This window comes from Microbacterium sp. IO18, from assembly GCF_049099505.1.
GTDB classification, from domain to species: Bacteria; Actinomycetota; Actinomycetes; order Actinomycetales; family Microbacteriaceae; genus Microbacterium; species Microbacterium aurugineum.
In genome coordinates, this window is sequence record NZ_JBMJAF010000002.1 from 893,073 (window position 1) to 905,301 (window position 12,229).

Here is a 12,229-nt window from a genome sequence, read left to right on the forward strand (position 1 = left end):
TCCGCCCGCGGCCGGGCACGCCCGGTCCGCATACTGAGGACATGCGCGACGACCACTCGACCGGTTCGGTGACCGAACGGCTCTCCGTCGCGCTCCAGGATCGGTCGGAACGTGCGCAGCGAGCCCTGGGCTCCCCCCTGCGCACGACGCGGATGGCCGTCGTCATCGGCAGACTGCTCGGTCTCGCCTTCCTCGTGTGCTTCGTCACCGGCCTGTACAGCCACCTGCAGCAGGACCCGCTGCCCTGGCTGACGCTGCCGACGCGCCCGATCCACCTCTATGCCTGGAATCAGGGGATCCACGTCGTCGCGGGGTCGATGCTCATCCCGCTGCTCCTGGCGAAGCTGTGGATCGTGTTCCCGAAGCTCTTCGCCTGGCCTCCGGTACGCAGCTTCCCGCATCTGCTGGAGCGCCTGAGCCTGGCGGTGCTGGTGGCCGCCGCGCTGATGGAACCGATCACCGGGGTGCTCAACACCCTGCAGTGGTATCCGTGGGACTTCTCCTTCCGCCGCACGCACTTCGCGCTGGCCTGGGTCCTCCTCGGGGCGATGGCCGTGCACATCGCGGTGCACCTCCCCGCGATCGTCACCGCCTGGCGCGCAGACCCGGACGATGACGATGCCCCCTCCGATTCCGATGCCCCCTCCGATTCCGAAGGGACGGCGACGCGATGACCGCGCCCCTCTCCCGACGGCGCTTCCTGGCCGGGGTCGGCGGCGCCTCCGCGCTGTTCGGCGCCGCGGCGCTCGCCCACGCGGTCGCCCCCATCGGCCCGTTCAGCCTGCGGGAGCCCCGCGCCCGCGCCGAGAGCCCCCAGGATCTGCCCGTCAACCGTTCCGCGCGGCAGGCCGATGTGACGGCGCTCGCCCTCGACCCGGAGTGGATGCTGACGGTCGCCGGGAACGGGATGACCCGCGCCTTCACAGCGGCCGGACTCGAAGCCCTGCCGCAACGCACGGTCCGGCTCCCGATCGCCTGCGTCGAGGGGTGGACGGTCGACGCGTCCTGGACGGGTGTCCGCCTGCGGGATCTCCTCGCCACCGTCGACGCGCCCGATGACGCCACGATCCGCTTCCGCAGCCTGCGGCAGCGCGGCGCCTTCCGAGCCACCACGATGCCGCCTCAGTATGTCGGCGACCCTCTCACGCTGGTCGCCCTCCAGCTCAACGGGGAGCGCCTCGACCTCGACCACGGCTATCCGGCGCGCGTCATCGCCCCCGGGCGGCCCGGCGTGCTGCAGACCAAGTGGCTGTCCTCGATCGAGGTGGTCTGATGAGGGCCGGCAGAATCGCGCTCGCAGCCGTCGGGGTCGCCCTGCTGCTGTGGGGAGCCTGGCTGATGCTCTCCGCACAGGACTTCGCTCAGCTGTTCAGCGTCGCCGTCTGGCTGCTCGCCGTCGTCGTCGTGCATGACGGCCTTCTGACCGTCGTCAGCGCAGTGCGCCATCGGCTGCGGCCTCGGACCGCGGCAACGGCCCCCCGCGGACCGGCCGTCACTCGCGACACGGATCCGGCAGACGGGTGAGGCTCACGAAGGCCCGCCCCGACAGCGTCCACGTCTCGATGATCTGCAACCCCGTCCCGTGCACCCGATCGCGGAGTGCCGTCGCTCCGATCTCGTACCACGGGAAGGGCGAGCTCGACCGGCCGTCGATGTCGACGACGGTCGCCTGATACCCCCGGTCCCGCGTCGGGTGCGGATCGACTTCGACGATCACACGTCCCCCCGGACCGACGATCTGCCCGCACCGGGCGAGCAGTGCGTCCGGCTCGCCCCCGATGCCGATGTTCCCGTCCAGGAGCAGCAGCGTGCCCCAGGAGCCCTCCTGCGGCAGCGGATCGAACACGGAACGCTGCAGCGCGGGCAGGCCCTGCTGCCTGGCGTGCTCGACGGCGGACATCGCGACGTCGACCCCCAGCCCGAGGTGTCCGGCCACGATCGCGGCGTGGAGTATCCGCCCCGGCCCGCATCCGACATCGAGCACGGGCCCTCGGATCCGGGCGATCACCGAGTCGTCGGCAGCGTCCGCGGCGGCGAGGAAACGACCGACCTCGACCCGATGCTCGGTTCCCTCCCCGAGTTCGATCAGGCGCAGCATCCCTCCCCCGTTGCGCAGGGCGAAGTCGTAGGGCGCATCGCCTCCGGCGCCGAAGTGCGCGGCGGTCGCGTTGCTCATCCTCGCCCGTCCCCTTCGCCCGCGCGGCCGACGGCAGCCGTGGCCTCGAAGACACCCGAGAAGCGGGGAAGCAGGCCTGCGAGGTGCCCCTGCGGAGACAGAACGGCCGCGACCTCCCGCAGCGAGGCAAGATCGTCGATGTCCGTGAGAGGAGGGGCGTCGCGCACGCGGAGCCACATCCGTACCAGGCGTCGGCGCTGATGCGCCCCGGTGTCCGACACCGACATCGGCACACCGCGGACGAGGTCCCCTCGCGAGCACGAACCCAACCGTCCGGGGCGAAGATCGTCGATCCCGAGGAGCCAGAAGCCTCCGTCGGTCGCCGGTCCGATCCAGGCGTCGACGTCTTCTGGCCAGTCATCGGCGAGTGCGCGCAGCAGCATCGGATCCAGCTGAGGGGTGTCCATGCCGACCAGGAGCACCCTCCCGGGAACGGAGTCCAGCGCTGCGCCGATCCGCTCGTCCAGCCCGCCCGAGACCTGGGGGATGACCCGGAAGCCCGCGGGAACGGATACGTCTCCCTGCGCGCAGACGACGACCGGGAGCCCGGTCGCCCCCACTGCGTCGAGGGTATCGGCGAGGCTCGCCTGTGCGATGTCCGCCGCCTCCTCCAGCGTGAAGGGCGGATGCAGCCGGGTCTTGACCTTTCCCGGCAGACACTCCTTCGCCATCACGATGATCGTCGCCTCGGCGTTCATGCGAGCCTCCTCAACGTCCGGTGCATATCCGACACCGCGATCAGGGTGCCCCGGACGGTTCCGGTGACCTTCGACCGGCCGGTCCGCGGGCGGTAGGAGACATCGGTCTCGCCGATGCGCAGCCCCTTCCGCCAGGCACGCAGCAGGAGTTCGAGGGGATAGCCGCTGCGCCGATCCTCCATCCCGAGGTCGAGGAGCATCTCGCGACGCCCGGCCCGGAACGGACCGAGATCGTGCATCGAGAGCCCGGTGCGCCGACGCACCATCGACAGCAGCACCGTGTTCGCGAATCGCGCATGGATCGGCCACGCCCCTCGCCCACCGACCCGGCGACGCCCGAACATGAGGTCGCTCTCACCTCGATGCACGGGGTCCGCGAGCCGATCGAGCTCGGTCAGGTCGAACGATCCGTCGGCGTCGCAGAAGGCGACGACGGGTGCCGTGGCCGCACGCAGTCCGGCATGCACAGCGGAGCCGTACCCGCGCCGTGGCTCCTGGATCACCAGCGCTCCGAGACGACGCGCGATCTCCGCCGACCCGTCGGTGGAGCCGTTGTCGACGACGATCGCCCGCGCACCGGAGGGAAGGGCAGCCAGCACCCCGGGCAGCGCCTCCGCCTCATTCAGACAGGGGAAGACGACGTCGGTGGGAAAGGCCATATCGCGACGCTAGAGAAGATGTCCCCCCGGCGACATCCGTCAACTCTTACGAACCGAGGAAGGTTGCCCTCCGAGCGGGTGACGGGGAGGACCTCCGAACCTACGATGAGAGCATGTCCGCGCCGTCCGTTCCGCCTCCGCACCTCGCGGAACTCGCCGACCGCCGGGTGCTCGTGATCGAGGACGATGCGACGGTGAGCGAGGTCGTGCAGGCGTATCTGCGCGCCGCGGGGTACCTCGTCGATCACGCCACCGACAGCTTCACCGGTCTGGCATCGGCCGCGGCGAGCGCTCCCGACCTGATCGTTCTCGACCGGATGCTCCCCGGAATCGACGGCGCCGAGGTGTGCCGGCGGATCCGGGCCGCCTCGGACGTCCCGATCATCATGCTCACGGCCCTCGGTTCGGAGGAGGACCGCATCGACGGCCTGGAAGCCGGTGCCGATGACTACGTGGTCAAGCCCTTCTCTCCCCGGGAACTGGTCCTCCGCGTGAACTCGGTGCTGCGCCGGAGCCTTCCCGAATTCGCGCGGGAGGCTCCGTTCGACCTCGGCCCCTTCCACCTCGATCCCTCGGCCAGGATCGTCACCCGGGACGGCGTGCCACTCGAGCTGTCGGTGCGCGAGTTCGAACTGTTCGCGTTCTTCCTCAAGCACCCGCGGCAGACGTTCGATCGACCCACGCTGCTGCGTCGGGTCTGGGGATGGGAGATCGGAGACCTCTCGACGGTCACGGTCACCACCCGGCGACTTCGGGAGAAGATCGAAGACGACCCCGGATCCCCCACGGTTCTCGTGACGGTGTGGGGCGTGGGGTACCGCCTCGAATGGGAGGACCGCTGATGCCGTTCGCCGATGTCGTCACGATCGCAGCCATCGCTCTCGGATGGGCTCTCCTCGTCGGAGGGGCCGGCCTGCTCGCGCTGTGGCTGCTGCGCCGGCGCTCACTGATGCTGCAACTGTGCATCGTGATCCTCGCCGTGGTGCTGTCCTTCGCCGCCGGGGTGCTCGCGGTCGCCGAGGCGATGTACATCTCTCCCCACGACCTTCTCGTCGTGGTCGTGGTGACCGCCATCTCCGCCGTCGTCGCGGTCGCCGTCGCCGTGCTGCTCGCGGCCCGGCTCGTCCGCGACGCCCGCTCGTTGCAGAGGCTGACGCATTCGGTCGGTGAGGGAGAACTGCTCGAGGACACGGGTGCCCTCCCCGTGAACACGGAGTTCGCCCGCGTGGCCGCCGAACTCGTCTCGACCAGTGAACGACTCGCGGCGGCACGCGAGGAGGTGCAGCTCCTCGATCGTTCGCGGCGCGAGTTGATCGCGTGGATCTCGCACGACCTGCGCAGTCCTCTCGCCGGGCTGCGGGCGATGACGGAAGCACTGGATGACGGCCTCGCCGAGGACCCTGCCCGCTTCCATCGTCAGATGCGCCGCCAGGTCGACCACATGAGCGACCTCGTCGACAACCTGTTCGAGGTCTCGAAGATCTCGTCCGGCACCCTGACGCTCCGTCTCGAACCGATGTCCCTGCACGATCTGGTCAGTGACGCGGTCGCCGAGCTGGCGCCGGTCGCCCGGGCGAAGGACGTGGCACTCGTCGAGCTGACCAGCCCGGATCACACCGTCGTCGGTGACGCGCGCGAGCTCGCCCGCGTGATGACCAATCTGCTCGCCAACGCGATCGAGCACACACCGGCCGGAGGGACGATCCGCATCAGGACCAGCCGCGAAGACGACGCGATGGTGCTCTCGGTCCAGGACACCGGCTCGGGCATCACCCACGAGAACCTGACGAGCGTCTTCGAACCGGGGTGGCGCGGCACCGACGCGCGGACGCCCGGCACGAGCGTCCACGGCACGAGCGGTGCCGGTCTCGGGCTCGCGATCGCGCGCGGCATCGTCGAGGCGCACAATGGGGTGATCAGCGCGCACAACGCCGACGGCGGGTCGCGGTTCGACATCCGCTTGCCCGTGGGCGCCTGAGTCGGGCGGACGAGGTCCGTGCCAGGTCATAGGCTCGGAGGATGACCGCGCGCACCTCCCTCAACCGAGAGATCCTGCGCCTGGCCGTTCCTGCTCTCGGCGCGCTGGTCGCGGAGCCGGCCTTCCTGATCGTCGATGCCGCGCTGGTCGGGCACCTCGGCACGACTCCGCTCGCCGGGCTCGGCATCGCCGCGGCCGTGCTGCAGACCATCGTCGGACTCATGGTCTTCCTGGCCTACTCGACCACGCCGGCGGTGGCGCGTCGCTTCGGCGCAGGCCAGCCGGGTGAGGCCGTGTCGGTCGGCATCAACGGGATGTGGCTCGCCCTCGGACTGGGGGCCGTGCTCGCGGTGATCGGCGCCGTCTCCTCGCCCTGGCTCGTGTCGCTCTTCGGCGCGAGCGAGGCCGTCGCCGCACAGGCCAACGAATACCTCGTGATCTCGATGTGGGGTCTCCCCGCGATGCTGATCGTGTTCGCGGCGACCGGGTTGCTCCGGGGCATGCAGGACACCATGACGCCGCTCTGGATCGCAGGGCTCGGCTTCGGCGCGAACGCCTTGCTGAACTGGCTGTTCATCTACGGACTCGGCTGGGGCATCGCGGGCTCGGCCGCCGGAACCGTGACCGCGCAGTGGGGGATGGTGGCCGCCTATGCCCTGGTGGTCCGCCACCTGGCCACGCGCCACAGCGCCTCGCTCCGCGCGCAGCGCGCCGGCATCCGCAGCACGGCCACGTCGGGCGGCTGGTTGTTCCTGCGCACTGTGAGCCTGCGTGTCGCGCTGCTCGCGACGGTGGGGATCGCGACCGGGATCGGGACCGATGAACTGGCCGGGTGGCAGATCGTGTTCACGATCTTCTCGGCTGCGGCCTTCGCTCTCGACGCACTCGCGATCGCCGCGCAGGCGTTGATCGGCAAGGAACTCGGTGCCGGCGACGAGCGACAGGTGCACCGGGTGCTGGCACGGACGGTGGCGTGGGGTGCGTGGTTCGGCGTGATCGTCGGCGGGCTGATCGCCGCCCTCTCCGGGGTGCTCGGCATCGTGTTCACCGGCGACGCCGAGGTCGCCGCTCTCGTGCAGCCGGCGCTGCTCGTGCTCGCCGTCGCCCAGCCCATCGCCGGAGTCGTCTTCGTGCTCGACGGGGTGCTCATGGGCGCGAACGATGCGCGGTACCTCGCGATCGCCGGTGGCGTGAACCTCGTGCCGTTCCTGCCGGCACTGTGGATCATCTCCGCGGTCGGCGTCGACGGATCCGCGGGCCTCGTCTGGCTGGCCGTGGCTTTCTTCGGCGTCTATCTGCTCGCCCGGCTCGGCACCCTCGGCTGGCGCGTGCGCTCAGGGCGCTGGCTCACCGCGTCGGCGTGATCCCGGGTGCGGGCTCCGCGTCCGAGCTGACTGCACAGACTTCCGCGAGAACGACTTCTCCACAATCGCTGAGTTCCCCGGAATACTAGGCCTCCGTTCCCTGGCGCCTCGACGATCATCGAGGAACAATGAGGGGATGCTGGGGATGACGGAACCACAGGTCTGGACACTGATCGGTGTCTTCGCCGCAGCCATGTTCGGAACGCTCACGCTCATGTCGACGATGTTCCTGCGAACGATGCAGAACGGCTTCGACGGCGTGCGCACCGAGCTGAAGAACGAGTTCGCCAGCGTCCGGACCGAGTTCAGGAACGAGTTCGCCAGCGTACGGACCGAGTTCAGGAACGAGTTCGCCAGCGTGCGCACCGAATTCAGGAACGAGTTCGCCAGCGTCCGGACCGAGTCGGGCAGCGAGTTCAGCGGCGTGCGCACCGAGATCCGGGCCATCCACGAGCGCATCGATCACCTCGACCGGGACGTCAGCGCGATCTATCGCCACATCTTCGGCATCGACCGCGGCTGACGACTGCTCGACGGTCGTCATCGCGACGGCTCAGCCGGCGTAACGGCGGCACCACTCGTACATGATCACGGCCGCCGCAGCGCTGGCGTTGATCGAGCGCGTCGAGCCGTACTGGGTGATCTCGATGTGCGCGGAGGCCGCGGCGAGCGCTTCGCTGGACAATCCTGGCCCCTCCTGACCGAAGAGCAGGACGCAGCGGAGCGGGAGATCTGCCTTGTCGACGGGGACGGCACCGTCGACGTTGTCGACCGCGATGATCGGAAGCCCTTCGGCCGCAGCCCACGTCGCGAAGGTCTCGACGTCTTCGTGGTGCACGACGTGCTGGTAACGATCGGTCACCATCGCCCCGCGCTTGTTCCACCGTCGGCGACCGATGATGTGCACGGTGTCGGCGAGGAAGGCGTTGGCGCTGCGCACGATCGACCCGATGTTCATGTCGTGCTGCCAGTTCTCGATGGCGACGTGGAACGGATGCCGCTGGGTGTCGAGGTCGGCCACGATCGCCTCCATCCGCCAGTAGCGGTAGCGGTCGATCACGTTGCGGGTGTCGCCCTCGGCCAAGAGGACAGGGTCGTACTGCTCCCCCTCGGGCCAGGCCTCCGCACCGCCCGGCCAGGGCCCGACGCCGTAGCCGGGTTGGCCGATGGAGCCCGTCGCCGCGGCCGCCGAAAGGTCCGGTGTCGTGCGGTCCGCCGAGGCATCATCCATCCCGCCAGGCTATCGCCGCCTCTGCGGAGCCGGCACCGAGGACTTTTAGGCGTACCGAAAAATACGCTACGGTTTCGGTGTGCCTAAAAATTCTGTGCTTCCGGGAACCACGAAGGATCTGACCCCGGCGACCGCGCCCCGCGGGCTGTGGCTGCTCGGACCCGCCCTCGTCGCCGGGGTCGCCTACCTCGACCCGGGAAACGTCGCGAGCAACATGACGGCGGGCGCCCAGTACGGCTACCTGCTGGTCTGGGTCGTCGTCGCCGGCAACGTCATGGCCTGGCTCATCCAGTACCTCTCCGCGAAACTGGGTGTCGTCACGGGGCAGAGCCTTCCCGAGGTGCTGGGCACCCGCATGCGCCGCCCCTGGGCACGCCGGGCGTACTGGGTGCAGGCCGAACTCGTCGCGATGGCCACCGATCTCGCGGAGATCATCGGCGGGGCGGTCGCCCTGAACCTGCTCTTCGACGTACCCCTGCTGCTCGGCGGCCTGATCACGGGCGCCGTCTCGATGATCCTCCTGACTGTGCAGAACCGTCGCGGCGCACGTCCGTTCGAGTTCGTGATCATCGGACTGATGGCCATCATCACGATCGGCTTCGTCGCCGGTGTGTTCGTGGCTCCGCCGGATCCGGCAGGGATCCTGGGCGGCATGGTGCCGCGCTTCGAGGACACCGGATCCGTGCTGCTGGCAGCCTCGATCCTCGGGGCGACGATCATGCCGCATGCGATCTACGCGCACTCCTCCCTCGCCCGCGACCGTTTCGGGGCGACGACCGCGCACGCCGGCGACGAAGCCGTGCGCACCGAGAGCTCGCGCATCCGTCGGCTCCTCACCGCCACCCGCTGGGACGTCTCGGTCGCGATGGTGATCGCAGGTTCGGTCAACCTCTGCATCCTCCTGCTCGCCGCCGCGAACCTGGCCGGGGTCGAAGGCACCGACTCGCTCGAGGGGGCGCACGCCGCCCTCGCCGCCGGCCTCGGACCGGTCGTGGCCACGTTCTTCGCGGTCGGCCTGCTCGCTTCCGGTCTCGCCTCGACGTCGGTCGGCGCCTACGCGGGAGCCGAGATCATGCACGGCCTGCTGCACGTGCGCGTCCCCCTGCTCGCACGGCGGCTGGTGACGCTGATCCCCGCTCTCGTGATCCTCGGGATCGGCTTCGATCCGACGCTCGCCCTCGTGCTCAGTCAGGTGGTGCTGTCCTTCGGGATCCCGTTCGCCCTGATTCCGCTGGTCGTGCTCACGGCACAGCGACGGACCCTCGGCGCCTGGGTCAATCGACGGTGGACGACAGCAGCCGGCATCGTGGCCTCGGTGCTGCTGATCGCACTGAACGGCGCCCTGCTCTGGCTGGTGCTGACGGGAGCCTGAGCCCGGATAGGCTCGGAGGCATGTCTGCCGAGAGCGCTCGCCGCACCGTCCGCATCCTCACCTGGACCGGCTTCGCGACCGGCATCATCGGTGGGCTGCTGATCGCCTTCCCGAAGGTCATCGGGCCCGCCAGCCCCTGGATGCAGCTGGCCCTCGGCGTGGCCACCCTCGTGCTGGCGTTCCGTGCCCGCAAGGTCGGCATCGACGAGGTCGAGGGGTTCGACGGCCGGCTCTCGCTGGCCGCCGCCCTCCTCGGATTCCTCGTCCTGTTCTTCGCGGGTCAGGCGGCGTTCATCTTCCTGAGCACCCTGGGCTGACCCCCGTCGCTGCCTGGGCGCGGGAGAGCACCGCGTAGGCTGGTCGGGTGGCCTCCCCCGCAGCTGACGACTATCTGAAGACCGTCTACGCGCACACCGAGTGGCAGGATGCGCCGATCACCCCGTCGGTGCTCGCCGCGAAGCTCGGCATCGCCCCCTCGTCGGTCACCGAGATGGTCAAGAAGCTCGCTGCCGCGGGGCTCGTCTCGCACGTGCCCTACGGCGCGGTGCGGCTGACGGAGGCCGGCACGGCCCGCGCCCTCGCGATGGTGCGCCGACACCGGCTGGTCGAGACCTGGCTGGTGCAGGAGTTCGACTACGGTTGGGACGAGGTGCACGACGAGGCCGAGGTGCTCGAACACACCATCAGCGACCGACTGCTGGAAGGCATCGACGCCCGCCTGGGGCGCCCCCGCTTCGACCCGCACGGCGATGCGATCCCCGATGCCGACGGGCACGTGGAACGGGTGCCGTTCGTGCTGCTGGCCGATGCCGCGGTCGGACACACAGGACGCGTGCTGCGGGTGAGCGACCAGGATCCGGAAGTGCTCCGCGCCGTGGAGGCCGCGGGCATCGCGGTCGGCGTCGAGGTCACCGTGACCACCGCCGGTGTGTCCGTCGACGGTACCGACGCCGAGGTCGCGCACGCCGCGGACGTGATCTGGCTCACCGCCTGAACCGATCTGTAGCGGCACCCCTCTGCCACACGGACATGTGCCGGCAACACTCGCCCTCTAGGCTGTGCACATGGCACAACGTGACGACATCGAATGCTGGCTCACCGACATGGACGGTGTGCTCGTCCATGAGAACGACGCCATTCCCGGGGCGTCCGAACTGCTCGCCGGGTGGGAGAGCGCAGGCATCCCGTACCTGGTGCTCACCAACAACTCGATCTTCACCGCGCGCGACCTGTCGGCACGCCTCCGCATCAGCGGACTGCACGTGCCCGAGGAGCGCATCTGGACCTCGGCCCTCGCCACCGCCGACTTCCTGAAGCAGCAGCTGCCCGGTGGCTCGGCGTTCGTGATCGGCGAGGCCGGCATCCTCACCGCCCTGCACGACGCCGGCTTCATCATGACCGAGACGAACCCCGACTTCGTGGTCGTCGGCGAGACGCGCAACTACTCGTTCGAGGCGATCACGAAGGCGATCCGCCTCATCATCGGCGGCGCGCGGTTCATCGTCACGAACCCGGATGCCACGGGTCCGAGCACCGACGGACCGCTCCCGGCCACCGGTGCGATCGCGGCCCTCATCACCAAGGCCACCGGCAAGGAGCCCTACGTGGTCGGCAAGCCGAACCCGATGATGTTCCGGTCGGCGCTGAACAAGATCGGCGCGCACTCGAAGCGCACCGGCATGATCGGCGACCGGATGGACACCGACGTCGTGGCCGGCATCGAGGCGGGCCTGCACACCGTCCTGGTCCTCACCGGGATCAGCGACCAGGCCGAGGTCGAGAAGTACCCGTTCCGCCCCGATGAGATCGTGCAGTCCGTGGCCGACCTGCTGCCGCGGATCACCGAGACGATCCCGACGGTGAAGACGAAGAAGTAGCCCATGGGCGCACTGGAAGACGGCGAGCGGATTCGGGCGGCCGATGCGGTCGCCTGGCGCACCTGGCTCCAGGAGAACCACGAGCGGACCACGGGCGTCTGGCTGTTGAGCGTGCGGGGTGCCGCCGACGGTGTCGAGTACGAGGACGCCGTGCGGCATGCGCTCTGCTTCGGATGGATCGACGGCCCGGTGCGCGTGTTCGGCGAGGGAACGGACGAGCGCGCCGTCGGCCAGTGGTTCTCGCCTCGCCGCCCCGGCAGCGGATGGGCGGCGACGAACAAGGCTCGGATCGCGGAACTCGAGGCGGAGGGACTGCTCGCCCCGGCCGGGATCCGTGTGCTGGAGACGGCGAAGGCGAACGGCTCCTGGACCGTGCTCGACGGCCCCGAGGCCGGGATCGAGCCGGACGAGTTCGCCGCCGCCCTCGATGCCGCCCCCGCTGCGCGCGAGAACTGGGACGCGTTCCCGAAGTCGGTGAAGAAGTTCGGTCTCACGCAGATCGCGATGGCCAAGCGCCCGGAGACCCGGTCGGCCCGCATCGCCAAGATCGTGGCGGATGCCGCGGAGGGGAAACGACCATGAACCAGAGCGACCTGCTGTTCCTCGTGGTCTTCCTGATCCTGCTCAGCTCGCTGACCGTGTTCATCGTGCAGTTCGTACGCTCCCGCCGTGGTCGCGGCGGCTCGGACGACGGCCGCGCGGGCTGGTGGGAAGGCCCCTGGGACGACGACGACCGCAAGCGCTGAGCCGCGTCCCCGCGCCCGCCCGTCTGCCGCCCCGCCCGTGTGCCGTCCGGAGCAGATGTCGGGAGATTTCACGGATGTCGGGCGGATGAAGGGCATTCGCCCGACATCCGCCCATCCTCCCGACATGT

General features: G+C 69.7%; 17 protein-coding genes. 13 read left to right on the plus strand and 4 right to left on the minus strand.

All coding sequences use genetic code 11. From position 1 onward, the window contains the following. Positions 1 to 41: 41 nt before the first annotated feature. Genes ACLF6J_RS16045 through ACLF6J_RS16055 form a run of 3 tightly spaced genes read left to right on the plus strand, consistent with a single transcriptional unit; the run spans position 42 to position 1,524 of the window. Positions 42 to 674: a hypothetical protein gene (locus ACLF6J_RS16045; RefSeq protein WP_244093523.1), complete on the plus strand. Its 633-nt coding sequence runs from the start codon at positions 42 to 44 to the stop codon at positions 672 to 674. Next, positions 671 to 1,273 (plus strand): molybdopterin-dependent oxidoreductase, encoded by a 603-nt coding sequence (locus ACLF6J_RS16050; RefSeq protein ID WP_244093524.1) that lies wholly within the window; start codon positions 671 to 673, stop codon positions 1,271 to 1,273. The genes ACLF6J_RS16045 and ACLF6J_RS16050 overlap by 4 nt, the downstream gene beginning before the upstream one ends. After that, complete coding sequence (locus ACLF6J_RS16055) at positions 1,273 to 1,524, plus strand: hypothetical protein (RefSeq protein WP_134352382.1); 252 nt, start codon at positions 1,273 to 1,275, stop codon at positions 1,522 to 1,524. Before ACLF6J_RS16050 ends, ACLF6J_RS16055 begins: the two co-directional genes overlap by 1 nt. Here ACLF6J_RS16055 and ACLF6J_RS16060 read toward each other — a convergent pair. The 3 genes from ACLF6J_RS16060 to ACLF6J_RS16070 are packed head-to-tail and all read right to left on the minus strand — an operon-like array spanning position 1,493 to position 3,533. Next, entirely contained in the window at positions 1,493 to 2,176 is a 684-nt protein-coding gene (locus ACLF6J_RS16060; RefSeq protein ID WP_047521043.1) for a class I SAM-dependent methyltransferase, read from the minus strand. The genes ACLF6J_RS16055 and ACLF6J_RS16060 overlap by 32 nt on opposite strands. After that, positions 2,173 to 2,874, minus strand: coding sequence for a TIGR04282 family arsenosugar biosynthesis glycosyltransferase (locus ACLF6J_RS16065; RefSeq protein ID WP_134352383.1), 702 nt, complete (start codon positions 2,872 to 2,874; stop codon positions 2,173 to 2,175). The genes ACLF6J_RS16060 and ACLF6J_RS16065 overlap by 4 nt, the downstream gene beginning before the upstream one ends. After that, positions 2,871 to 3,533 (minus strand): glycosyltransferase family 2 protein, encoded by a 663-nt coding sequence (locus tag ACLF6J_RS16070; protein ID WP_134352384.1) that lies wholly within the window; start codon positions 3,531 to 3,533, stop codon positions 2,871 to 2,873. The genes ACLF6J_RS16065 and ACLF6J_RS16070 overlap by 4 nt, the downstream gene beginning before the upstream one ends. Positions 3,534 to 3,646: 113 nt before the next feature. Between ACLF6J_RS16070 and ACLF6J_RS16075 the strand changes: the two genes are divergently transcribed. The 4 genes from ACLF6J_RS16075 (at position 3,647) to ACLF6J_RS16090 (ending at position 7,398) form a co-directional block, all read left to right on the plus strand. After that, positions 3,647 to 4,375 (plus strand): response regulator transcription factor, encoded by a 729-nt coding sequence (locus tag ACLF6J_RS16075; protein ID WP_047521046.1) that lies wholly within the window; start codon positions 3,647 to 3,649, stop codon positions 4,373 to 4,375. Beyond that, positions 4,375 to 5,511 carry a sensor histidine kinase gene (locus ACLF6J_RS16080; RefSeq protein WP_421076919.1) on the plus strand — a complete coding sequence of 379 codons (1,137 nt, stop codon included), beginning with the start codon at positions 4,375 to 4,377 and terminating at the stop codon, positions 5,509 to 5,511. Before ACLF6J_RS16075 ends, ACLF6J_RS16080 begins: the two co-directional genes overlap by 1 nt. A 41-nt stretch (positions 5,512 to 5,552) precedes the next feature. Further along, positions 5,553 to 6,875, plus strand: coding sequence for an MATE family efflux transporter (locus tag ACLF6J_RS16085; protein ID WP_134352385.1), 1,323 nt, complete (start codon positions 5,553 to 5,555; stop codon positions 6,873 to 6,875). Positions 6,876 to 7,020: 145 nt separating this feature from the next. Next, positions 7,021 to 7,398 (plus strand): hypothetical protein, encoded by a 378-nt coding sequence (locus ACLF6J_RS16090; RefSeq protein WP_047521154.1) that lies wholly within the window; start codon positions 7,021 to 7,023, stop codon positions 7,396 to 7,398. A gap of 30 nt (positions 7,399 to 7,428) precedes the next feature. On the opposite strand, the gene ACLF6J_RS16095 is transcribed toward ACLF6J_RS16090, so the two are convergent. Continuing rightward, positions 7,429 to 8,106, minus strand: coding sequence for a TrmH family RNA methyltransferase (locus tag ACLF6J_RS16095; RefSeq protein ID WP_244093527.1), 678 nt, complete (start codon positions 8,104 to 8,106; stop codon positions 7,429 to 7,431). A 79-nt stretch (positions 8,107 to 8,185) separates the two neighbouring features. Here ACLF6J_RS16095 and ACLF6J_RS16100 point away from each other — a divergent pair, with 79 nt between their 5' ends. From ACLF6J_RS16100 to ACLF6J_RS16125, 6 genes are all read left to right on the plus strand, one after another. After that, complete coding sequence (locus tag ACLF6J_RS16100; protein WP_421076920.1) at positions 8,186 to 9,478, plus strand: Nramp family divalent metal transporter; 1,293 nt, start codon at positions 8,186 to 8,188, stop codon at positions 9,476 to 9,478. A gap of 20 nt (positions 9,479 to 9,498) precedes the next feature. Continuing rightward, entirely contained in the window at positions 9,499 to 9,795 is a 297-nt protein-coding gene (locus ACLF6J_RS16105) for a hypothetical protein (protein WP_134352386.1), read from the plus strand. Between the two features lie 47 nt (positions 9,796 to 9,842). Further along, a complete protein-coding gene (locus ACLF6J_RS16110) occupies positions 9,843 to 10,472 on the plus strand; it encodes a metal-dependent transcriptional regulator (protein WP_047521059.1) in 630 nt (209 codons plus the stop codon). Positions 10,473 to 10,542: 70 nt separating this feature from the next. Further along, a complete protein-coding gene (locus tag ACLF6J_RS16115; protein ID WP_047521068.1) occupies positions 10,543 to 11,355 on the plus strand; it encodes an HAD-IIA family hydrolase in 813 nt (270 codons plus the stop codon). Between the two features lie 3 nt (positions 11,356 to 11,358). After that, positions 11,359 to 11,937, plus strand: a complete 579-nt coding sequence (locus tag ACLF6J_RS16120) for a YdeI/OmpD-associated family protein (protein ID WP_134352387.1) — start codon at positions 11,359 to 11,361, stop codon at positions 11,935 to 11,937. Beyond that, positions 11,934 to 12,101, plus strand: coding sequence for a hypothetical protein (locus ACLF6J_RS16125; RefSeq protein ID WP_166804664.1), 168 nt, complete (start codon positions 11,934 to 11,936; stop codon positions 12,099 to 12,101). The genes ACLF6J_RS16120 and ACLF6J_RS16125 overlap by 4 nt, the downstream gene beginning before the upstream one ends. Positions 12,102 to 12,229 lie beyond the last annotated feature (128 nt).

Excerpts from the sequence above, each read along its gene's own strand:
- ACLF6J_RS16080 (WP_421076919.1), top strand. The coding sequence starts at position 4,375 with ATGCCGTTCGCCGATGTCGTCACGATCGCAGCCATCGCTCTCGGATGG.
- ACLF6J_RS16085 (WP_134352385.1), top strand. The coding sequence starts at position 5,553 with ATGACCGCGCGCACCTCCCTCAACCGAGAGATCCTGCGCCTGGCCGTT.
- ACLF6J_RS16095 (WP_244093527.1), bottom strand. The coding sequence starts at position 8,106 with ATGGATGATGCCTCGGCGGACCGCACGACACCGGACCTTTCGGCGGCC.
- ACLF6J_RS16070 (WP_134352384.1), bottom strand. The coding sequence starts at position 3,533 with ATGGCCTTTCCCACCGACGTCGTCTTCCCCTGTCTGAATGAGGCGGAG.
- ACLF6J_RS16125 (WP_166804664.1), top strand. The coding sequence starts at position 11,934 with ATGAACCAGAGCGACCTGCTGTTCCTCGTGGTCTTCCTGATCCTGCTC.
- ACLF6J_RS16115 (WP_047521068.1), top strand. The coding sequence starts at position 10,543 with ATGGCACAACGTGACGACATCGAATGCTGGCTCACCGACATGGACGGT.
- ACLF6J_RS16090 (WP_047521154.1), top strand. The coding sequence starts at position 7,021 with ATGACGGAACCACAGGTCTGGACACTGATCGGTGTCTTCGCCGCAGCC.
- ACLF6J_RS16050 (WP_244093524.1), top strand. The coding sequence starts at position 671 with ATGACCGCGCCCCTCTCCCGACGGCGCTTCCTGGCCGGGGTCGGCGGC.
- ACLF6J_RS16075 (WP_047521046.1), top strand. The coding sequence starts at position 3,647 with ATGTCCGCGCCGTCCGTTCCGCCTCCGCACCTCGCGGAACTCGCCGAC.
- ACLF6J_RS16060 (WP_047521043.1), bottom strand. The coding sequence starts at position 2,176 with ATGAGCAACGCGACCGCCGCGCACTTCGGCGCCGGAGGCGATGCGCCC.
- ACLF6J_RS16105 (WP_134352386.1), top strand. The coding sequence starts at position 9,499 with ATGTCTGCCGAGAGCGCTCGCCGCACCGTCCGCATCCTCACCTGGACC.
- ACLF6J_RS16120 (WP_134352387.1), top strand. The coding sequence starts at position 11,359 with ATGGGCGCACTGGAAGACGGCGAGCGGATTCGGGCGGCCGATGCGGTC.
- ACLF6J_RS16065 (WP_134352383.1), bottom strand. The coding sequence starts at position 2,874 with ATGAACGCCGAGGCGACGATCATCGTGATGGCGAAGGAGTGTCTGCCG.
- ACLF6J_RS16045 (WP_244093523.1), top strand. The coding sequence starts at position 42 with ATGCGCGACGACCACTCGACCGGTTCGGTGACCGAACGGCTCTCCGTC.
- ACLF6J_RS16055 (WP_134352382.1), top strand. The coding sequence starts at position 1,273 with ATGAGGGCCGGCAGAATCGCGCTCGCAGCCGTCGGGGTCGCCCTGCTG.